This is a genomic window from Streptomyces sp. AA4, from assembly GCF_000158875.1.
Classification (GTDB): domain Bacteria; phylum Actinomycetota; class Actinomycetes; order Mycobacteriales; family Pseudonocardiaceae; genus Amycolatopsis.
In genome coordinates this window covers 2,233,434-2,254,373 of sequence record NZ_GG657746.1, presented here as the reverse complement: position 1 = coordinate 2,254,373, position 20,940 = coordinate 2,233,434, and the positions used below count along the sequence as shown (strand labels likewise).

Sequence of the window (20,940 nt, the reverse complement as noted above, 5' to 3'; positions counted from 1 at the left end):
TTGACAAGCACCCCCGAACCGTCAGCACAATCAACAATCGGGGTGCCCCACGCAACCAAGGCGCAGCAATGTCGCCCCCCAGGGCGACGAGCCGCCCCACTCACACCATGTCCAAAACCACCTCAAACGCCACCTCAGCCGCCCCCAGCAGCTTCACATCCGCCCCCAACGCCGAACTGACGATCCGAGTCCCCCCAACCGCCCGAGAAACCAAACTCCTCCCCCGGACCTCCTCGGCAACCGCCCGCATCACCGACTCCGGCAACACCGTCAGCAAATCCCCCAGCACCACCAACTCCGGCCCCAGCAGATTAACCACGTTGACCAGCCCCAACGTGAGCCACTCCGCATACTCCGCCAACCGCGAGGCAGCCGCGGCGGCATCCAACCCCAACTCCCGCAGCTCAACCAGAATCACCCCGCGAGGCGTGTCCTCCGGCAATCCCAGCGCCCGGCACAACGCCGCCTCGCCGATCTCGGTCTCCCAGCACCCGCGGCTCCCGCAGTAGCAAGCCCGCCCGCCCGGCCGGATCGCCATGTGCCCGATCTCGCCGACGTACCCGGCTCCTCCGCGCAGCGAAGACCCCTGCGAAATCACCCCACCGCCGACCCCGACATCCGCGGACACGTACACCGAATCCGAAGAACCCCGGGCCGCCCCGCGCAAATGCTCGGCGACCGCGCCCAGTTCGGCGTCGTTGGCCACCAGCACGGGGATCCGCAAAACCGCCGAAAGCCGGTCCCCGAGTGCCACATCGGTCCACCGCAGGTTGGGGGCCTCGTGCACCAGGCCGTCCGCCCGCCGCACCACCCCGGGCACCGAGACCCCGGCCGCCACCGGCTCCACGCCGAGGTCGCTGGCCAGCACCCGCGTCGACTCGATGACGTGGGTGATGACCTCGTCCGCGGTCCGCGTCCGGGCGTGCAGGTTCCAGCTGTTGCGCCCGAGGATCTGCCCGCCGAGCCCGACCAGCGCGATCGCCACGTGCTCGACCTGCAAGTCGACCGCGAGCACGACCGCGGCGTGCGGCTGCGGCAGGACCAGGAGCGAGGGGCGGCCCGCCCCTCGCCCCGGCCTCGGCACTTTCTCCTCGACCACGCCGGCTTCGGCGAGGCCGTCGACGAGGGTTTTGATGGTGCTCCGGTTGAGCCCCAGTTCGGTGGCCAGCGCAGCCCGCGTGCTCGGCCCGCCGACGTGCAGCAGGCGCAGCAGAGTCGTGCGGTTGTGCCGGCGCACCTCGTCCGGGCGGGCGACGGGCGGGCTGCTCACCGGATCATCTTCCCATCTGCCCTCAGCGTGCCGACGCCTCAGCCCGCCGTCGCGACAACGCGTCCACCGAAGCGGCCAGCAGCAGCACCAGGCCGGTGATGATGTTGACCACCGCGGCCTTCTGCTGGAGCAGGCCAAGGCCGTTGTTGACGATCGCCAGCACCGCGCCGCCGATCACCGCGTCCATGATCCGGCCCTTGCCGCCGAACAGCGAGGTGCCGCCGATGACCGCCGCGCCGACCGCGAACAGCAGCGTGTTCAGGCCGCCGGACTGGCCGCTGACCGAGCCGACCTTCGACGAGTACACGATCGCGCCGATCGCCGCGAACGACGAGCTGATCACGAACACGCTGGTGCGCAGCTTCGGCACGTTGATGCCGGCGCGGCGCGCGGCCTCCTTGTTGCCGCCCACCGCGTACAGGTGCCGGCCGTACTTGGTGCGGTTGAGCACGTAGGTGCCCGCCACCAGCAGGACCAGCACGATCGGCACGACGTAGGGCACGCCCGCGATCACGACGAGGTCGTTCGACGCCCGGTTGATGGTGAGCAGGTACGTCGCGACCGCGGCGACGACCGCGATGGCACCGACCTTCGCCAGCACGATCGGCGTCGGCTGGACCACCAGGCCGCGCTTCAGCCGCGAGAAGTGCTGTCCGAGCGCGAGCACCGCGTATCCGCCTGCCGCCACCACGAACAGCACCCAGCTGCCGACGACCGAGAGGTTGCCGTTGGCGACCGCGTTGAGCGTGTCGCTCGTGCTGATCGGCAGCGTGCCGCCTTCGCCGACGAACTGCAGGATCACGCCCTGCCACACGATGAACAGCGCCAGCGTGACGACGAAGGACGGCATCCCGATCTTCGACACGAGGAAACCGGTGATGCAGCCGATCGCGGTGCCGGTGCAGACCGCGATGAGCATTTCGACCCACGCGTTGACCGGCGCGCCGATCAGGATCACCACGATGCCGACCAGCGAAACCGCCGCCCCGGCCCAGATCTTCTGCAGCAGCGCCAGCACCACCGCGAGCACGAGCACCGCGATGAACGTGATGAACACGCCGGTTCCCATGGAGCCCAGCAAGTTTCCATTGTGGACATAGTGCAGCGCCATCAGCGACGCGCACACGCCGGAAGCGGTGCCCGCGGACAGGTCGATCTCGCCCAGCAGCAGCACGAACACGATGCCCATCGCGATGATGGTCTGGCCCGCGCCCTGCTCCAGCAGGTTGGCGATGTTCCGCAGAGTGAAGAAGTCGCCGGAAAGCGCACTGAACAGCACGGCGAGCACGATCACGCCGAGCACGGCGGGAATCGAGCCGAGCTGCCCGTCCTTCATCCGCGCGAAGTAGTCCCTGATCGCTTCGCCGGTGGACAACGAGGTGGTGTCGATGCCGAAGTCGGCGATCGCCCCGCTGGGCGCGTCCGGCGTCTGCGGCTTCTCGGAAGTTTCGGTCATGGCGGGTTCTTTCTCGCTCACAGCGCGACAGCTTCGGGACGGGCCAGGCCGAGATCGCCCGATCGGCCCGCGGTGATGAGTTCGACGACCTGGCTGTGCGTGACGTCGCCGGTCTGGACCTCCGCGACCAGCCGGCCGAGGTAGAGCACCGCGATCCGGTCCGCGACCTCGAACACGTCGGCCATGTTGTGGCTGATCAGCACGACGCCGAGGCCCTGTTCGGCCAGCCGGCGCACGAGATCGAGCACCTGCTTGGTCTGCGCGACGCCGAGCGCGGCGGTCGGCTCGTCGAGGATGACGACTTTGCTGTTCCACAGCACCGATTTCGCGATCGCGACGGTCTGGCGCTGCCCGCCGGACAGCGAGGAAACCGGGGTGCGGACGGATTTCACCGTACGGACGCCCAGCGACGCCAGCGTTTCGCGCGCGGCCTTCTCCATGCTGGCCTCGTCGAGCAGCCAGCTGCTGCCGCGCTCGCGGCCGAGGAACATGTTCTGCACGATGTCGAGGTTGTCGGCGAGCGCGAGGTCCTGGTACACGACCTCGATGCCGAGTCCCGCGGCGTCCTTGGGGCCGCGGATGTGCGCGTCCGCGCCGTTGAACCGCACCGCTCCGGTGTCGTAGGGGTGGATGCCCGCGATGCATTTGACCAAAGTGGACTTGCCGGCCCCGTTGTCGCCGACGAGCGCGGTCACTTCGCCCGCCCGCACGGCGAAGTCCACGTCGTGCAGGACGTGAACCGGGCCGAAGCTCTTGTTCAGGCCGGTGATGTCGAGAATGGGCTCGCTCATGGATTCGCTTGTCTCTCGCGTGGGTGCCGGGCCGGAACGCGTGTCGGGGGAACGCGTCCCGGCCCGGCTGCTTGGCGGGGAGTGGCTACGGCGTCAGGAGATGCCGTTTTCGGTGCACTTGGCGGCGAGGTCGCCGGTGCAGATGTCGGACGCCTTGACGTAGCCCTGCTGGACGACGGTCTTGATGTCCTTGATCGTGATCAGCTGCGGCTGCAGCAGCACCGACTTCAGGTCGCGGTTGTTCTTCGGGTCGTGCAGCTTGCCGGTGGCGATCGCGTCCGCGGCGGCCTTGTCGCCCTTGGCCAGCGCGGCCGCGAGCTTCGCGGTGTTCTCCGCCTCTTCCTTGATCGGCTTGAAGATCGTCAGCGTCTGGTCGCCGCGCAGGATCGCCTGCAGGCCGGCCGGGGTCGAGTCCTGGCCGGTGACCGGGACCTTCCCGTTGAGCCCGTTCTTCTTCAGCACGGTGATCACCGCGCCGGCCAGCTCGTCGTTCGCCGCGACGACGCCGTCGACCTTGCCGTTGACGCGGGTGAAGATCTGCTCGAAGGTCGTGCCGCCGACCTGGGCGTCCCAGTTGTCGATGGCCTGCTTCTGCACGAGCTTGAGCGCGCCCGAGTCGTACAGCGGCTTGAGGATCTTGTCGTGGCCGTTGCCGAACAGGGTCGCGTTGTTGTCCGTCGGCGCGCCCTCGATCTGGACGACGTTGGCTCCCGGCTTGCTCTTCAGCGCGTCCGCGAGGCCCTGGGCCTGGATCTCGCCGACCTTCTCGTTGTCGAACGAGACGTAGTAGTCGGCCGAACCGCCGAGGCTCGGGCGGTCGTAGTCGATCACCGGGATGCCCGCGTTCTTGGCCTTGGCCTCGATCGCCGCGCCGACCGCGGGGTCGGACGGGGCGATGATCAGCACCTTGACGCCCGAGCTGATGAACCCGTCGGCGAGGGTGGAGAACTTCTGGTTGTCGCCCTGGGCGTTCTGGATGTCGGCGCTGAAGCCCTGCGCGGAGAGCGCGGCCTGCAGCATCGGCTTGTCGAAGGCTTCCCAGCGGGCCGAGGTGGCGGTCTCCGGCAGGATCACGCCGACCTTGCCGCTGGCGCCGCCGCCCGCCGGGGCGGAAGCGGAGCTCTTGCTGTCCCCCGAGCTCCCGGAGCCCGCGCTGTTGGCGCCGCACGCCGAAAGCGCCAGGCCGGCGCTCACCGTCGCGGCGAGGAGGGTAAGGGTTCTGGTGCGCATCCTCGTTCCTTCTCCGATCATGCTCGCGGGGTGATCGGGAGGGGTCCCCGTGCACCGTCGCAGATATGTTGTGGCCGACAACATATGCCGCGGAACGGCTCTGCGGAAGATGGCGGGATCGAGTAACCGAAACCAAATGGACACGGTTCGGCAACGCAGGCCTCATCTGCGCGGTGCGCTGACTGAGTGATCCCTGCCACGCACCGAGCGTAACGAGAAGTTGTCCGGTCTTGTCCGGTCCGAGGCGCGACGGTGCCCCTTCAGGCGCCCGGATCGCCCCGGACGAACTGTCCTACCAGGAGAAGGGGCGCACGACCACGTCGTGCGCCCCGCTGTTTGCCGAGAAGGACTACCAGGAGCGCAGCGTGACGATGCGTTCCTCGAGCTGCTCCACCGTGGCCATCGCGGTGGGCGGGCCGCCGCACTGGCGGCGCAGTTCGTTGTGGATCGCGCCGTGCGGTTTCTTCGTGCGGTGGTGGTACACGCCGACCAGCGCGTTGAGCTCCTTGCGCAGCGCGCCGAGCCGTTCGGTCACCGACTGCGGCCGGGGCGCGGGCGCGGCCTGCTCCTCGGCCTTCGGCTTGCGCCGCTTCTCGTCGGAGATCTGCTCTTCCTGCCGCTTGCGCAGCAGCGCGCGGACCTGGTCCGGCTCCAGCAGGCCGGGAAGGCCGAGGTACTCCTGCTCCTCGTCGGAACCGGAGAAGACCGCGGTGCCGAACGAGTTGCCGTCGTAGATGACCTGGTCGAGCTCGGCCGAGGCGTGCAGCGAGGTGAACGCCTTCTCCTCCTCGCCCGGTTCGTCCTCGGTGCGGTTGGCCTGGGCGAGCAGTTCGTCGTCCCAGCCTTCCTTCTCCCGGTGCGGTTTGCCGAGCACGTGGTCGCGCTGCGCTTCCAGCTCGCTGGCCAGTTCCAGCAGCACCGGCACGCTCGGCAGGAAGATGCTCGCCGTCTCGCCCTTTTTCCGGGCCCGCACGTAGCGGCCGATGGCCTGTGCGAAGAACAGCGGGGTGGACGCGCTGGTCGCGTACACGCCGACGGCCAGCCGCGGGACGTCGACGCCTTCGGACACCATCCGGACCGCGACGATCCAGCGTTCCGTGGTCTCGGAGAACTCCTTGATCCGCCCGGACGCCTTCGGGTCGTCGGACAGCACCAGCGTCGGCGTTTCACCGCAGATCCGTTCCAGGATCTTGGCGTAGGCGCGCGCGGTTTCCTGGTCGGTGGCGATCACCAGGCCGCCCGCGTCCGGGATGCCCTGGCGGACCTGGCTGAGCCGCGTGTCGGCGGCCTGCAGCACCGCCGGGATCCACTCGCCGGCCGGGTCGAGCGCGGTGCGCCAGGCGCGCGCGTTCTGCTCCGCGGTGAGCGGTTCGCCCAGCCGCGCGGTGAACTCCTCGCCCGCGCTGGTGCGCCACGAGGCCTCGCCGGAGTAGGCGAGGAACACGACCGGCCGGACCACGCCGTCGGCGAGGGCGTCGGAGTAGCCGTACGAGTGGTCCGCTTTGCTGCGCTGGAACCCGCCCGCGTCCGGTTCGTAGGTGACGAACGGGATCGGCGAGTCGTCGCTGCGGAACGGGGTCCCGGTGAGCGCGAGCCTGCGCACCGCGGGCGTGAACGCCTCGCTGGTCGCGTCGCCCCAGGACTTCGCGTCGCCCGCGTGGTGGATCTCGTCGAGGATCACCAGCGTCTTGCGGTTCTCCGTGCGCACCCGGTGCAGCGTGGGATGCGCGGCGACCTGCGCGTAGGTGACCGCGACGCCGCGGTAGTCCGACGACGTGACGCCGGTGGTGTTGCGGAAGTTCGAGTCGATCGGGATGCCCGCCGCCGCGGCCGAGGCCGCCCACTGGTGCTTCAGGTGCTCGGTCGGGGTGACGATCGTGACCGCCTCGACGGTCCGGTCCGACAGCAGTTCGGCGGCGATCCGGAGGCCGAAGACGGTCTTGCCCGCGCCCGGCGTCGCGACCGCGAGGAAGTCCTTCGGCTTGCTCGACAGGTACTTCGTGAGCGCTCGGCGCTGCCAGGCGCGCAGCGGGCGCGCGGTGGAGTCCGTCGCTGCGGGCGGCGCCCCGAGGACCGGCTGGGTCGTCTCGGACAAAACTCGGTTCACCCCCTCCTCGGGCCGCTCGGCGCGGCCGTGACGTGCGAAAACCCCCACTGTGGCACCGGCTTCGCCGCCGGGCGCCGCGATGAGGGCACGTCGGCCAGCTTACCTTCCGAGTCCCCGGGCGCCCGGCACCGCCACGGGTGGTGTCCTCCGACACGCCCCGTCTCGGCGGGGGTGACGAGCCAAAACCGCGCGCATGGACCATGCTGGGACACACCATGGGCGAGGTGACACCGGACGCCGGCGAGGCAGTGCCGAACGGCGAGGCAGTGCCGAAGAAGAGCGTGCCGGAGAAGACCGTGCGCAGGGGGCCGTGGCGGCTCCTGACCCGCACGCTCGCGAAAGCGTGGGACGGCAACATCTTCTCCGAGGCCGCCGAGGCGGCCTTCTGGCAGACGCTGTCGCTCCCGCCGCTGCTGCTCGGGCTGCTGGGCAGCGTCGGCTTCATCGGCGAGTGGTTCGGCCAGAACGTGGTCACCGCGGTGCACGACCGGATCATCACCTTCAGCCACACGATCTTCAGCGCGAACGCGGTGCAGGAGATCATCGAACCGACGGTGAACAGCATCCTCACCGTCGGCAAGGGCGAGATCGTGTCGGTGGGCTTCGTGATCTCGCTGTGGGCGGGTTCGTCGGCGATGTCGTCGTTCGTCGACGCGATCACCGTCGCGCACGACCAGTACGGCGTCCGCAACGAGGTGTGGCAGCGGATTTTCGCGCTGCTGCTGTACCTGTGCGCGCTGATCGGGCTCGTGATCGGGCTGCCGCTGCTGGCGATCGGGCCGGACCTGCTGCCGGAGTTCTTCCCGGTCGACTGGCGGCCGACGGTCTCGTCCTGGGTCGGCACGCTCTACTACCCGGTGCTGGGCGTGATGATCGCGCTCGCGCTGACGACGCTGTACAAGCTCGCGCTGCCCCGCCGGCTGCCCTGGCACCGCGGCCTGCCGGGCGCGATGCTGGCCGGCGTGGTCTTCCTGGTGTCGAGCATCGGGCTGCGGATCTACCTGAACTGGATCACCAAAACCGGCTACACCTACGGCGCACTGGCCGCGCCGATCGCGTTCCTGCTGCTGATGTTCTTCATCGGCCTCGCGGTGGTCGGCGGCGCGTACTTCAACAGCGCGATCCAGGAGCTGTGGCCCGCGAAGGCGACCCGGCGGCAGCGGCGCAAGTGGCGACGGCTGGAGATGGAACGCGCGAACGAGCGGATGAGAGCCGAGGAGGGCCGTCGCCTGTGGGACCGCACGACGATGCCGTTGCGTCGGCCGAAGCGGCATTCCGAAGACGACTCCGCCGAGTCCGGCGCTGATCGCGGCGAATCGAACGGCGCCGAGGTGAACCACTCGGGATCGGAGACCGTGCAGCTCCCGAGGCCCGAGCGTGCGGCCGAGGAGCGAACCGGTTCCGAGCCGTCTCCCGGCCCGGAACCGCGCCAGCACCGCCCGCGCCAGGGCTGACCTCAGCCCTGGCGGAACCGCCACGTCTTGCTGTCGAACGCGATGCAGATGCTCGGCGACATCACCACCACGCGAAGGGTCCCGTCGCGCTCGTCGTAGTCGATGCCCTCGACCTCGAAATTGCCGCTGCAGCCGCTTTGCAGCGGGAGCTGGCCAAGCGAAGTGACATGCCCGGTGACGTCCGAACCGGAGACCGAGCCGGAGAGATCGACCTGCAGCAACGGTTTGGTGGTGCCGAAGAGGCTGCCGTCCGGGTCGTCGGAGGAGCACATGAGCCGGGTGGCGGTGACGAAATCGCAGCCCTGGACGTCGCGCACCGGGTGGTCGAGCCGGATCGCCGACGCGTACGGCAGGTTCTGGCCGGGATCGGTGGCCGCGACGCCGGGCATCGGGTAGACGAGCAGGCGGTCCATCGTGCCCCACTCGCCGGAGACGAGCCAGCGCGCGTCGGGCGACACCGCGGCGAACGAATTGTTGTTGGCCTCCCACGATTCCAGTGCGTGCTGGTAGTCGGCGCGGGAGCCGTCCGGGGCCTCGACGCGGAAGAGTTTCGCGCCGCGGTCGTCGCGCTGGTAGGGCTCCACGTACCAGCCCTTCGCGGATCCCGGGTCGCCGATGTGGTTCCAGCCCTTCGCGGCCAGGCCCGGGTCGACCGTGCCGATGCCGGTGTAGCGGATGCTGGTGCCCGAGGGGCGTTCGACGGTGGCGAGGCCCTGGCTCTCGTCGAGCGGGCGGGCCCGGTCGGAGCCGACGGCGGTCCATCCGGTCACCGCGTCCGCGGCGCCCGCCGCGACGGCGCTGAAGGCGGACAGCAGGACGACGAGGGAGAGCACGATCCCGGTTGCGCGCATGCGAGGACACTCCTGCGGGGAGGCGACTGGCCGGACTGCAGGTCTACCAGTTCCTCCCCGGGTGCACAGCCACCGAGTGAAGGATTTTCACCTTTGTTCCCGCGCACCGGGACGCGCGGGAAGGATCAGTCGTCGCCGCCGGGACGGAGGCCCTCGTAGATCTTCTTGCACTTGGGGCAGACCGGGGAACCCGGCTTGGGCGACTTCGTGACCGGGAAGACCTCGCCGCAGAGCGCCACGACGTGCGTGCCCATGACCGCGCTCTCGGCGATCTTGTTCTTGCGCACGTAGTGGAACATCTTCGGCGAGTCGTCGTCGGTCGACTCGGTGCGGTCGGTCTCCGGCTTGGTCAGCGTTTCGGTGCTCACCCCACCATCATGCCTCAGCGCCGCGCCCGCGGTCATGCCCGGCTAGGCTCGTCTGACCTGCCAAGGGACCCCACAGGAGCCCGGATGCCGCACGAGTCCGCACCCCGCTGGCACAGCGCGCTCACCCGCCTCGGCGGCGACCACCACGTCGGCCAGGACGCCTGGGCCGACCTGGAAACGCGCTACACCGAACCGCACCGCCGCTACCACGACCTCGCCCACGCCACTGCCGTCGCGCAGGACGCGGAGCAGCTTGCGGCCGAGTTGCGCTTCCACGAACGCGCTGTCGTCGTCCTCGCCGCGTGGGCACATGACGTGGTCTACGACGCCGTACCCGGCCAAGACGAACAACGCAGCGCGGAATGGCTTCGCCGCTGGCTCACGCGCGCGGGGGTTGCCGACGCGCACATCGACCAGGCCGAAGCCCTCGTCCTCGCCACCGCAGCCCACGAAGCCCCCGAAGGCGACTTCGCCGCAGCAGCCCTCCTCGACGCCGACCTAGCCATCCTCGGCGCACCGCCCGCCGTGTACGCCGCGTACGTGGACAACGTGCGTCAGGAGTACGCGCGCTACCCCGACGACGCCTGGGCGACCGGACGCGCCGCCGTCCTGGAAAGCCTTCTCGCGCGCCCGGCGCTGTACCTCACCGAAAGCGCCCGCTCACGCTGGGAAGCCGCCGCGCGGCAGAATCTGCAGGCAGAGCTGACCCGATGCCGCAGCGCACGCGGCGATCACAGATGATGTCCGTTCGTGACCACCCAGACCACTCCCCTGTTCGTCCACGAGGAAGTCGCCTCGGCGTTGCGTGACGGTCACCCCGTCGTCGCCCTCGAGAGCACGATCCTTTCGCACGGCCTCCCGTATGGACGGAATCTCGACGTCGGCCGCCGCATCGAGCAGACCGTGCGAGACGGCGGCGCCGTGCCGGCCACCATCGCCGTGCTGGACGGACGGCCCGTCATCGGCCTCTCCCCCGCCGAGTTGGAGCGCGTCTGCGCCCCCGACGCCAATCTGGACAAGCTGTCCCTGCGCGACCTTGGCCCCGCGGTCGGCCTCGGCCGTTCCGGCGCCACGACTGTCGCGGGCACCTCCGCGCTCGCCGCGGCAGCCGGAATCGGCGTCTTCGCCACCGGCGGCCTCGGCGGCGTGCACCTGGGCGCGGCGCAGAGCTGGGACGTCTCGGCAGACCTCGGCGTCCTCGCCAAGGTGCCGACCGTGGTCGTGTGCTCCGGCGTGAAGTCGGTCCTGGACATCCCCGCCACGCTCGAGGTGCTGGAAACGAACTCGGTGCCCGTCCTCGGCTACCGCACCGACGATTTCCCCGCGTTCTACCTCCGCTCGTCGGGCCACCCCGTCGGCTGGCGGGTAGACGACCCGAAACAGGCCGCCGCGGTCGTCTCCGCCCACCGCCGCTACGCGAATTCCGGCGTCCTGCTGACCAATCCGATCCCGGAAGAGTCCGAAATGGACCGTGCGCTGCACGACCGCCTGTTGCGAGAGGGTTTGGCGAAACTGGCCGACGCCGACGTCCACGGCGCGGACGTGACTCCCGTGCTGCTGGAACACTTCCACACCGCGAGCGAAGGCGTCAGCATCGACGCGAACGAAGCTTTGGTGCTGTCCAACGCGAAACTGGCGGCCGAAGTAGCGGTGGCCCTGTCGTGACCGGAATCGCAGTAGTCGGCGACGCAGGTCTGGATGTCGTCGCGAGGCACGACCAGCCCCTCCCCCACGGCGGCGACGCCCGAGCCGCGATCCGCTTCACCGGCGGCGGCGCCGGAGCGAACACCGCACTGTGGCTGCGTTCCCTGGGCGCGGAAACCACCCTGATCGCCCGCATCGGCGACGACTCAGGCGGCCGCCTGATCCGGGCCGAGTTGGAGGCCGCGGGCGTCCGTTGCGCCTTCGCGACCGACCCCGAAGCCCCCACTTGCTGCGTAGTAGTCCTAGTTGACGGCGAAGGCCAACGCAGCATGCTCGCCGACCGAGGCGCGAACAAACGCTTCGCCCCCGAAGACGTCACCCCCGAGGCCCTAGCTGGCTCCACGCACCTGCACCTGTCCGGCTATGTCCTGCTGGACCCGTCGTCGCGCCCCGCAGGTCTAGCCGCACTCGCCGCCGCGAAGGAAGCGGGCCTGACCACCTCGGTCGACCCCCAAGCAGCCGCCCACATCCACGACCCAGCAGCCTTCCTGGACGACGTACGCGGCACCGACCTGCTCATGCCGAACACCGAAGAACTAGTCGCCCTAACCGGCTCCGCAGACCCGTCCTCCGCCACCGAACTGCTGAACACCGTCGGCGCGGTCGTCGTCACCGCAGGCCTGGACGGCGCGAGCTGGATTGACAAAACCGGCATTTCGTCAGTCCCCGCAGTAGAAACCACCTGCGTAGACTCGACCGGCGCAGGCGACGCCTTCGACGCAGGCGTCCTCACCACCTGGCTAGCCGGAAAGTCCACAGTGGACGTCCTGCGCACCGGCACCCGGCTAGGCGCACTGGCAGTAAGCCGCATCGGCCCCCAACCCTGAGAGATCCGCCGCCACATTGGGCGCATCCCACGCACCCAATGCCACATTGGGGCGCTAGCCCCGACCCCCCGCCAACCGCAGCCGATGCACCCGACCTCGAGGCACCCAGCCCTCCCCTGACCCCGATACAAAGCCGCCCTGCACAATCAACAATCGGGGTGCCCCACGCAACCACTCAGGGCGCAATGTCGCCCGCCAGGGCGACGAGCCGAAAAACCGGGGACCCTACCCGTCGATCACCCGATGCTTCCGCCCCTCAATAGCCCGAGCATCCCGCGAATACCGACTGACCTTCTCCGACTTCCGAGGCGGCCGGTCATTCGCGATCAACACCGCGATCCAAGGCAACGGCACCGAAATAACCAAAAACAAAATAGCCAGCCACCACGTGTGATAAGTCAACCCGGCCAGCACCAGGCAGGGAATCCGGCACACCATCATGATGACGTACTTCCGCTTCCGCGCCGCCAGCTGATCGTCCAGCGACGGCTCGGCCTCGGTGATCAACACAGGCTCGGGGCGGGGATCGGCTCCGTGGGGTGCGTTCACAGCACCACCTCCGCGTTCCATCGTCTCACTCACCGCCCTTCCGCGACACCCGGGCGGCCAAACCGGGACAACGCCGCGACGACCAGCGTCTCGACCCCGGTCCGCAACGTCGGATGCAACACCGGCGCGAACCGGGACGAGTGATTCGAGGGCACGTCAGTCTCGAACCGCCCCTCCGTCATCGCGGTGATCACCTGCTGCGCATCGAACCCGCCGACCAGCCAAAACACCGACGGCACCCCCGCCGCCCGCCCGAACTCGCTGAAGTCCTCACTGCCGGTGACCAACGGCGCGGGCATCGTCGCCTCCGCCCCGAAGTGCCCGCGAAACACCTCAGTCAACTCATCCGACGCGGCGGCGTCATTGGCAGTGACCGGATAGGACGCCACGACCTCCACGGTAGGCGGCTGAGGCGCTCCCGCGGCCGCCGCTTCCCCGTTCACAATCCGCTCAATCGCCTTGCGCAGCCGCACCAGCACAGCGTCGTCGAAGGCCCGGGTATTGACCTCCAGCACGGCGTGGTCAGCAATCACGTTCGCCGCGGTCCCGACGTGCATCGAGCCGACAGTCACCACCGCGGGCTCAGTCGCCGCGATCTCCCGCGACACGATCGTCTGCAGTTTGAGCACCACGGACGCCGCCAGCACCGCCGGGTCGACCGTGGTTTCCGGCCGCGACCCGTGTCCGCCGCGACCGTGCAGGGTGATCCGCAAGGTGTCGGTCGCCGCCATGATCACGCCCGGACGCGTCAACACCCACCCGGCGGGACCAGGCACGATGTGCTGCCCGAAGACCACGTCGGGACGGCCGACCCGGTCGAAAAGCCCGTCGCGGACCATCCCCGCGGCACCGTCTCCGGCCTCTTCCCCGGGCTGGAACAGCGCGAGCAACGTGCCGGACCACTGCTCCCGCGAAGCCGCGAGAAGGTGCGCGGCCCCGGAGAGCCACGTCGCGTGCATGTCGTGGCCGCAGGCGTGCATCAGCGGCACCTCGCGACCCTCGGAGTCGACGCCGCGCGCAGTGCTCGCGTACGAGAGGCCCGTCTGCTCCTCGACCGGCAACGCGTCGATGTCCGCACGAAGCAGCACAGTCGGTCCTTCGCCGTTGCGCAGGACGCCGACGACGCCGGTGCGACCAATGCCGGTGTGCACCTCGAAGCCGTCTTCAGTCAGCCGTCGGGCCAGCTCCGCTGCCGTACGGGTTTCGGTGAACGCCAGCTCGGGATGACGGTGCAGATCGACGTACAGCGCTTCAAGCTCCGGCAGTGCCGCTTCAAGAGGAGCCAGGACACGCTCGGTGGTCTCGGTGGTCACGATGCTCATCGTGGCAGGCTTACCCACCGTGAGCACGAACACGCCTCTTCCTGACCTTTCCGACGACGTCTGCGCGCGGCTGCGCGAAGCGTTCCGACGCACCGGCTACGACGCGGACGGAGTCGTCGACGCGCTCGGCGGCGCGGCGCACACGGCACTCGGCCGAGGCGAGCCCGAACCCGCCCGCCGCGCGAGCCACGACGCGGGCGACCTAGGCGTCTTCATCCGGCTGTTCCTGCTCGGTCTCGCCGAGCCGGAGAAGACGGTCTCGTCGGCCTTCGCGCCGCTCAGCGCGGAGGACGCGGTGGCCGCGGGCATCCTGCGGACCGCCGGGGACGAGTTCCGCGCCGCGCTCGACATCCGCCCGCACGGCGACGACGACGGTTCGTGGTGGGTCGTCTCCGACCTCGACGCCGACATGCTCGGCCACGTCGTGCCCGAGGACCACGTGCTCGGCGTCGGGCACGCGTCGCTGAGCCTGATCCGCGCGACCAGCCGCCGCCCGGTCGGCACTCTGCTCGACCTGGGCACCGGCAACGGCGTCCAGGCGCTGCACGCGACCCGGCACGCGCAGCGGGTCACCGCGACCGACGTGTCGGCCCGCGCGCTCGCCCTTGCGGCGGGCACGTTCCGGCTGAACGAGCTGGAGGTCGAACTGCTGCGCGGCGAGTGGTTCGCGCCGGTCGCGCGCCGCCGGTTCGACCAGATCGTGTGCAATCCGCCATTCGTGGTCGGTCCGCCTCGCGTCGACTACACCTACCGCGACTCCGGGCTGGCCGGCGACGACGCGAGCGCGCTGGTCGTCCGTCAGCTGCCGAGCTTCCTCAACGACGGCGGCACCGGTCAGCTCCTCGCGTCCTGGTTGCACCGTCGCGGCGAAGACTGGGGCGACCGCGTCGCGCGCTGGCTGCCGCCTGAGACCGACGCGTGGTTCGTACAGCGCGACGTCGCCGATCCCGGGCTGTACGTCGGCACCTGGCTGCGCGACGAAGGCATCGACCCGCGCTCGCCCGAAGGCCGCGCCAAGGCTGCGGCGTGGCTCGACTGGTTCACCGAAAACGACGTACAGGGCATCGGATTCGGCTTCGTGACACTGCGGCGCGCGAACGGTCAGACGCCGACTGTTGTCTGCGAAGACCTCCGACAGGCTTACGACGACCCGCTGGGTCCCGAAGCAGCGAACTGGCTCGACCGCGTCGAGTGGTTGCGTACGCACGGCGACAATGTGTTGGACGTAGCGTTCCGGGTACCCGACACAGTGCTGCTTGAACGCGTCGACTCTCCCGGCGACGAAGGCTGGGAAACAACCGTGCGGCGGTTGCACCGCACCGACGGACCCGGTTGGCAGCACGAGGTCGACGAACTCACCACGCGCCTTCTCGCGGGTTGCCGCGGCGCGCTGCCGCTGTCGGATTTGCTGGAGCTGCTGTCCGCCGCGCAGGGCCTCGATTCGGCCGAACTGACCGCCGCCGCGTTGCCGATCGTCCGCGAACTTGTGCGGCACGGCATGCTCGTGCCGGGCTCGCCGCAGTGAGGGCGGTGGCGGCGCGGGTCACCCGCGCGAGCGTGACCGTCGCGGGGGAGATCGCCGGAGAGATCAAGGAACCCGGACTGCTCGTGCTGCTGGGCGTGCACCGGGACGACGATCCCGGCAAAGCCGAAACGATGGCCCGCAAACTGCACGAACTCCGGTTGCTGCGCGACGAGGAATCGTGTGCGACGACCGGGGCGCCGCTGCTCGTGGTGTCGCAGTTCACGCTGTACGGCGACACCCGCAAGGGCCGTCGCCCGTCGTGGACCGCCGCCGCCCGGCCGGAAATCGCCGAACCCCTGGTGGACGCCGTGGTCGCGCAGCTGCGCGCCCGCGGCGCGACCGTCTCGACCGGACGGTTCGGCGCGGAGATGGCGGTGGAAAGCGTGAACGACGGCCCGTTCACCGTTCTCATTGAGGTCTAGACCACAGTGGAGAAGGCCGCGTAACATCGAAGGCACGGAGCGCGATTCGAGCGCATTCCCCGGGGCGCAGCGGTTCTCAGGAAAACCTCAGTTTTGGTGGAGCAACCGCGGGGCGGGTACGGCCGTCCTCATTTCAGCGAACCGGGAACGTTTCACCTTCCCGGGGCGTTGAGACCAGTGTCCAGCCAAGCCGGCTGGGCCCGCGGACACGGGATTCCACAGGCCCCGTTCCCGCAGGCGCCGGCGAGACACGTTCAGCCCGTGACCGGGGAGGCAGAATGTCAGTCCAGACTCTCGAACGCGAAGCGCGCGGGATTCGCGAGCGCGGGATTCCAGCACAGCAGACCGAGGAGCGCGTGAGCGTGGGGGCGCTCACCGACGCCGACCTCGACGCCCAGAGCCCCGCCGCCGACCTGGTGCGCGTGTACCTGAACGGCATCGGCAAGACCGCGCTGCTCACCGCGGCCGACGAGGTCGAGCTGGCGAAGCGGATCGAAGCCGGCGTCTTCGCCCAGCACATGCTCGACACCGCCGAGGACCTCACGCCGCAGCGCCGCAAGGAGCTGCGCGCGCTGGTGCGCGACGGCCACGTCGCGAAGAACCACCTGCTGGAGGCCAACCTCCGGCTCGTGGTGTCGCTCGCGAAGCGCTACACCGGACGGGGCATGCCGCTGCTCGACCTGATCCAGGAGGGGAACCTGGGCCTGATCCGCGCGGTGGAGAAGTTCGATTACTCCAAGGGGTTCAAGTTCTCCACGTACGCCACGTGGTGGATCCGCCAGGCCATCACGCGCGGCATGGCGGACCAGGGCCGCACGATCCGGCTGCCGGTCCACCTGGTCGAGCAGGTGAACAAGCTGGCCCGGATCCGCCGCGACCTGCACCAGCAGCTGGGCCGCGACGCGACGCACGAGGAGCTGAGCGCCGAATCGGGCATTCCGGTGCACAAGATCTCGGACCTGCTCGACCAGTCGCGCGACCCGGTGAGCCTCGACATGCCGGTGGGCACCGAGGAGGACGCCCCGCTGGGCGACTTCATCGAGGACTCGGAGGCGACGGACGCCGAGAGCGCCGTGATCTCCGGCCTGCTGCAGGACGACCTCCGCCGCGTCCTGGCGACGCTGGACGACCGCGAACAGCACGTCATCCGGCTGCGCTACGGCCTCGACGACGGCCAGCCGCGCACGCTCGACCAGATCGGCAAGCACTTCGGTCTCTCGCGCGAACGTGTGCGGCAGATCGAACGCGAGGTCATGGCGAAGCTGCGTCAGGGCGAACGCGCCGACCGGCTGCGGGCCTACGCCAGCTGAGTTTCTTCCCTCTCCGGGGCCGGGTTTTCGGGGCCTGGCCCTTCGGAGCGGGCGGAGAAGCCGGTCAGCGAGCTGATTCGGGCTGACCGCGGCAGGCCGGCCGGGCGTGGGGTCCGGTGCGCCTGGCCGCGGCAAGCACGCGAGACCGGCAGGCCGAGGTTTTCCGTGGGGACCGGGTGGGGACCCGGTCAGGCGGGACGGGAATTCTCGGCCAGGAGATTGTTTCGGTGGGCAGCGGTTCGCGCCGCTGGTTGCGCAAAACCCTCGGTTCGGCTTTCGGACCGGGGGTTTTGTCGTGTCCGGCGCCAATTCCCCGGTTCACCGACTCGCGGAACGCCGCGGGGCCGGATGGCGGGCTGATTCGGGCTGACGCGACTGGCTGACTGGGACTTGCCGTGCCCGGCACCGGACTTCCTCCGCCGGAGGCTGCGGAGACCGGTCAGCGGGCTGAGTCAGGCCGACACAGTTGGCCAACCCGGAAGTTTGCCGTGCCCGGCACCGGATTCCCCCACCCGCCCAACGCCACCAGGACCAGCCCGCAAGCTGATTCGAGCGGACGCGCTGGCCAACCCAGAGTTGCCGTGCCCGGCGCCGGATTCCCCCACCCGCCCAACGCCACGAGGACCACCCCGCAGGCTGATTCGAGCTGACGCGCTGGCCAACCCGGAGTTTGCCGTGGCCAGCACCGGATTCCCCGCCTGCCGCCCCGCGGAACACCGTCGTAATTTGCCGACAAATCGCCACATCAACCCCACCAGCCTCAGCAGCCTCGCCAACCCCTCCTGTCACTCCTGCGCGCAAATTCCTCCTTCCGCGTCCCGATTCCTCCCATTTATCCCGCTTTCCCAGGCACCCACCGCAATCCCGTCACCACTCCGCGCGCCCGATCGTGGAATTCGCCTCTCGTTCGCGTTTGGCGGTTCTGGGCAGTGGGTAGCAAGCGTTCGCGACCCCCGCTGTGCGGCGTCCGGTCAACGCGCCGGCGGTGGTCCCGTCAGTCACGCGGAGCGGATGTGTGCGCATCCGGTCCGCTTTCCCCGGGAGGTCGGGTCCGTCGGGGTGGGCCCGGCCTCCCGACCATGTCCGCCCCATGCCTGCCCGAAAAGCCGCGGAGTGCGCTATCCCACAGCGTCCCCGCGCCCGTGCGACCGGGCGGAACCCGCTGAGTACCGTGAGCCCATCCCGATCAGGGCAAAGGAGCCTCGCTGTGCCGCCCACCACGTTCCAGCACACCGAAGTCCTGCCGCTCGGCAAGGACACCACCACCGAGTACCGGCTGGTCACCGCCGACGGCGTCGAGACCGTCGAAGCCGCCGGGCGGAAGTTTCTGAAGGTCGATCCGGAGGCGCTGACGACGCTCGCGCGCACGGCGATCACCGACATCCAGCACCTGTTGCGTACGTCACACCTGCAGCAGCTGCGCGCGATCGTCGACGACCCCGAAGCCAGCGGCAACGACCGGTTCGTCGCGATGGACCTCCTCCGCAACGCGGCCATCTCGGCCGGCGGCGTGCTGCCGATGTGCCAGGACACCGGCACCGCGATCGTCATCGGCAAGCGCACCGAGGGCGTGCTGTCCGGCGGCGACGACGAGCGCGCGCTTTCGCAGGGCATTTTCGACGCCTATCAGCAGCTGAACCTGCGCTACTCGCAGATGGCCCCGATCAACTTCTGGGAAGAGCGCAACACCGGCACGAACCTGCCCGCGCAGGTCGAGCTGTATCACAAGGACTCCGATTCGGCGGACCCGTCGTACGAGTTCCTGTTCATGGCCAAGGGCGGCGGCAGCGCGAACAAGACGTTCCTGTACCAGGAAACGAAGGCGGTCTTGAACCCGAAGCGGCTCGCCCGGTTCCTGGACGAGAAGCTGCGCAGCCTGGGCACCGCCGCGTGCCCGCCGTACCACCTGGCGATCGTCGTCGGCGGCATGTCGGCCGAGTTCAACCTCAAGGTCGCGAAGCTCGCCTCCGCGCGCTACCTGGACAACCTGCCGACCGAGGGTTCCGAGCTGGGCCACGCCTTCCGCGACCGCGACCTCGAGCAGCAGGTGCTGGAGATGACGCGCCAGTTCGGCATCGGCGCGCAGTTCGGCGGCAAGTACTTCTGCCACGACGTCCGGGTGATCCGCCTGCCGCGGCACGGCGCGAGCTGCCCGGTCGGCGTCGCGGTGTCCTGCTCGGCCGACCGCCAGGCCAAGGCGAAAATCACGAGCGAGGGCGTGTTCATCGAACAACTCGAACGCGACCCGGCCCGCTTCCTGCCGGACGTCACCGAGGACGGCCTGTCCGACGAGGTCGTGTCGGTCGATCTGAACCAGCCGATGGACCAGATCCGCGCACAGCTGGCGCAACTGCCGGTGAAGACGCGTCTGTCGCTGACCGGCCCGCTGGTCGTGGCGCGCGACATCGCGCACGCGAAGATCGCCGAGCGCCTGGACGCGGGCGAAGAGATGCCGCAGTACCTCCGCGACCACCCGGTCTACTACGCGGGCCCGGCGAAAACCCCCGACGGCTACGCGTCCGGCTCGTTCGGCCCGACGACGGCCGGCCGGATGGACTCGTACGTCGCCCAGTTCCAGGCAGCGGGCGGCTCGCTCGTGATGCTGGCGAAGGGCAACCGCTCCAAGCAGGTCACCGCCGCGTGCAAGGAACACGGCGGCTTCTACCTGGGCTCGATCGGCGGCCCGGCCGCCCGGCTGGCGAAGGACTGCATCAAGAAGGTCGACGTGCTCGAGTACGCCGAACTCGGCATGGAAGCAGTCTGGAAAATCGAGGTCGAAGAGTTCCCCGCGTTCATCGTGATCGACGACAAGGGCAACGACTTCTTCTCCGAAACCAGCGAACCAGTCCTGCAAATCAGCTTCCGCTGATCCCCAGGCGCCGAGGTCATCCGGGAAACATCCCGCCCAACCGGGCGAGAGTCTTCTCGATGGCCTCGGCGTTGCGCTGGGGAAACCCCAGCAACCGAATAGCCAGCGGCGACCGCGCAGTAGACCAGTCAAACGTCTCGGTGACTTCGGTCCGCCCGTCCCCGGTCGGCTCAAGCAGCCAACGCCATCGATGCCCAGCGAAGTGCCGCCAGGCAATCAGCCGATTCTCCTCGAACTCGACCACGGTGTTCTGAATCCGGTACGGCGCCCCCATCCGCATCTCCATGCCGAACTGCGCCCCCAACGACAATCGCGCAGGCGCCTTCCCCCGACTGGCCCGCACCGTCCCCGACCCGTCGATCAACGGATGCTGCGCCGGATCAGCAAGCAACGCGAAAATCCGCTCCGGCACAGCAGCGACAACCGCGCTGCGCGAAACCTGGCGAGTTCCCATCACCCAAGCCTAGGACCGCACACCCGGCACTGCCATCGACGCACCCTCAACCAGCCGCCTACTGACCAAGCGTCCACTGTGGACCGCCGCGCCCGAAGTCCCTGAGGGTTCCCCTCACGACCCTCCGCCGGACGTGAAGGGCTCCTTGAGGGAATTAGATTCCCTCAAGGAGCCCTTCACGGACCGCTCCGCGCCGACCCCGCCGGGATCCCCCAAAGCCACATTGGGTGCGTCAGACGCAACGAACGCCACATTGGGTGCGTCCCATGCACCCAATGCCACATTGGGGCGCTACCCGCGACCCGCCCGCCGCCCCACTCAAAGCAACCACACACCCAAGCCGCGCAACAAACCGCCGCCAGTGCACCCAAACACCGGGGGCACCCACCCCTCCCCCATCCCCGATACAAAGCCGCCCTGCGGTTCGGGGG

General features: G+C 69.3%; 18 protein-coding genes. 8 read left to right on the top strand and 10 right to left on the bottom strand.

Annotated elements, in window-relative coordinates; translation table 11 throughout:
- Nucleotides 1–100: 100 nt before the first annotated feature.
- The 5 genes from SSMG_RS10585 to SSMG_RS10565 all read right to left on the bottom strand — a co-directional run bounded on the left by SSMG_RS10585 (nucleotide 101) and on the right by SSMG_RS10565 (nucleotide 6,842).
- Nucleotides 101–1,270 carry an ROK family transcriptional regulator gene (locus SSMG_RS10585; protein ID WP_009075522.1) on the bottom strand — a complete coding sequence of 390 codons (1,170 nt, stop codon included), beginning with the start codon at nucleotides 1,268–1,270 and terminating at the stop codon, nucleotides 101–103.
- Between the two features lie 22 nt (nucleotides 1,271–1,292).
- Nucleotides 1,293–2,726 carry a sugar ABC transporter permease gene (locus SSMG_RS10580; protein ID WP_009075520.1) on the bottom strand — a complete coding sequence of 478 codons (1,434 nt, stop codon included), beginning with the start codon at nucleotides 2,724–2,726 and terminating at the stop codon, nucleotides 1,293–1,295.
- Nucleotides 2,727–2,743: 17 nt separating this feature from the next.
- Complete coding sequence (locus SSMG_RS10575; protein ID WP_009075518.1) at nucleotides 2,744–3,517, bottom strand: ATP-binding cassette domain-containing protein; 774 nt, start codon at nucleotides 3,515–3,517, stop codon at nucleotides 2,744–2,746.
- Nucleotides 3,518–3,610: 93 nt separating this feature from the next.
- The gene (locus SSMG_RS10570) at nucleotides 3,611–4,747 is read right to left on the bottom strand and encodes a sugar ABC transporter substrate-binding protein (protein ID WP_009075516.1); all 1,137 of its coding nucleotides are present in this window, start codon (nucleotides 4,745–4,747) and stop codon (nucleotides 3,611–3,613) included.
- A 349-nt stretch (nucleotides 4,748–5,096) separates the two neighbouring features.
- On the bottom strand, nucleotides 5,097–6,842 hold the full coding sequence (locus SSMG_RS10565) for a DEAD/DEAH box helicase (RefSeq protein ID WP_037716891.1): 1,746 nt from the start codon (nucleotides 6,840–6,842) through the stop codon (nucleotides 5,097–5,099).
- 236 nt (nucleotides 6,843–7,078) lie between these two features.
- Between SSMG_RS10565 and SSMG_RS10560 the strand changes: the two genes are divergently transcribed.
- Entirely contained in the window at nucleotides 7,079–8,308 is a 1,230-nt protein-coding gene (locus SSMG_RS10560; RefSeq protein WP_199785868.1) for a YihY/virulence factor BrkB family protein, read from the top strand.
- Nucleotides 8,309–8,310: 2 nt separating this feature from the next.
- On the opposite strand, the gene SSMG_RS10555 is transcribed toward SSMG_RS10560, so the two are convergent.
- On the bottom strand, nucleotides 8,311–9,159 hold the full coding sequence (locus SSMG_RS10555; RefSeq protein WP_009075510.1) for a hypothetical protein: 849 nt from the start codon (nucleotides 9,157–9,159) through the stop codon (nucleotides 8,311–8,313).
- 125 nt (nucleotides 9,160–9,284) lie between these two features.
- A complete protein-coding gene (locus SSMG_RS10550; RefSeq protein WP_009075508.1) occupies nucleotides 9,285–9,527 on the bottom strand; it encodes a DUF3039 domain-containing protein in 243 nt (80 codons plus the stop codon).
- Between the two features lie 84 nt (nucleotides 9,528–9,611).
- Between SSMG_RS10550 and SSMG_RS10545 the strand changes: the two genes are divergently transcribed.
- Genes SSMG_RS10545 through SSMG_RS10535 form a run of 3 tightly spaced genes read left to right on the top strand, consistent with a single transcriptional unit; the run spans nucleotide 9,612 to nucleotide 12,058 of the window.
- Nucleotides 9,612–10,268 carry a hypothetical protein gene (locus tag SSMG_RS10545; RefSeq protein WP_009075506.1) on the top strand — a complete coding sequence of 219 codons (657 nt, stop codon included), beginning with the start codon at nucleotides 9,612–9,614 and terminating at the stop codon, nucleotides 10,266–10,268.
- A 9-nt stretch (nucleotides 10,269–10,277) separates the two neighbouring features.
- Nucleotides 10,278–11,192 carry a pseudouridine-5'-phosphate glycosidase gene (locus SSMG_RS10540; protein WP_009075505.1) on the top strand — a complete coding sequence of 305 codons (915 nt, stop codon included), beginning with the start codon at nucleotides 10,278–10,280 and terminating at the stop codon, nucleotides 11,190–11,192.
- A complete protein-coding gene (locus tag SSMG_RS10535; RefSeq protein WP_009075504.1) occupies nucleotides 11,189–12,058 on the top strand; it encodes a carbohydrate kinase family protein in 870 nt (289 codons plus the stop codon). The genes SSMG_RS10540 and SSMG_RS10535 overlap by 4 nt, the downstream gene beginning before the upstream one ends.
- A 225-nt stretch (nucleotides 12,059–12,283) precedes the next feature.
- Here the strand turns inward: SSMG_RS10535 and SSMG_RS10530 are convergent, their stop codons facing one another.
- The gene (locus SSMG_RS10530) at nucleotides 12,284–12,607 is read right to left on the bottom strand and encodes a DUF3099 domain-containing protein (RefSeq protein WP_199785867.1); all 324 of its coding nucleotides are present in this window, start codon (nucleotides 12,605–12,607) and stop codon (nucleotides 12,284–12,286) included.
- A gap of 29 nt (nucleotides 12,608–12,636) precedes the next feature.
- Nucleotides 12,637–13,929, bottom strand: coding sequence for an amidohydrolase (locus tag SSMG_RS10525; RefSeq protein ID WP_037713255.1), 1,293 nt, complete (start codon nucleotides 13,927–13,929; stop codon nucleotides 12,637–12,639).
- Nucleotides 13,930–13,948: 19 nt separating this feature from the next.
- On the opposite strand from SSMG_RS10525, the gene SSMG_RS10520 reads away from it, so the two are divergent.
- The 4 genes from SSMG_RS10520 (at nucleotide 13,949) to SSMG_RS10505 (ending at nucleotide 20,055) form a co-directional block, all read left to right on the top strand.
- A complete protein-coding gene (locus SSMG_RS10520; protein ID WP_037716885.1) occupies nucleotides 13,949–15,454 on the top strand; it encodes a class I SAM-dependent methyltransferase in 1,506 nt (501 codons plus the stop codon).
- Nucleotides 15,451–15,876 (top strand): D-aminoacyl-tRNA deacylase, encoded by a 426-nt coding sequence (dtd, locus tag SSMG_RS10515; RefSeq protein WP_009075496.1) that lies wholly within the window; start codon nucleotides 15,451–15,453, stop codon nucleotides 15,874–15,876. Before SSMG_RS10520 ends, dtd begins: the two co-directional genes overlap by 4 nt.
- 278 nt (nucleotides 15,877–16,154) lie before the next feature.
- Nucleotides 16,155–17,186: a sigma-70 family RNA polymerase sigma factor gene (locus SSMG_RS10510; RefSeq protein WP_037713253.1), complete on the top strand. Its 1,032-nt coding sequence runs from the start codon at nucleotides 16,155–16,157 to the stop codon at nucleotides 17,184–17,186.
- A 1,207-nt stretch (nucleotides 17,187–18,393) separates the two neighbouring features.
- Nucleotides 18,394–20,055 carry a fumarate hydratase gene (locus SSMG_RS10505; protein WP_009075490.1) on the top strand — a complete coding sequence of 554 codons (1,662 nt, stop codon included), beginning with the start codon at nucleotides 18,394–18,396 and terminating at the stop codon, nucleotides 20,053–20,055.
- 16 nt (nucleotides 20,056–20,071) lie between these two features.
- Here SSMG_RS10505 and SSMG_RS10500 read toward each other — a convergent pair whose 3' ends face one another.
- Nucleotides 20,072–20,509, bottom strand: a complete 438-nt coding sequence (locus tag SSMG_RS10500) for an SRPBCC family protein (protein ID WP_037713250.1) — start codon at nucleotides 20,507–20,509, stop codon at nucleotides 20,072–20,074.
- Nucleotides 20,510–20,940: the final 431 nt, after the last annotated feature.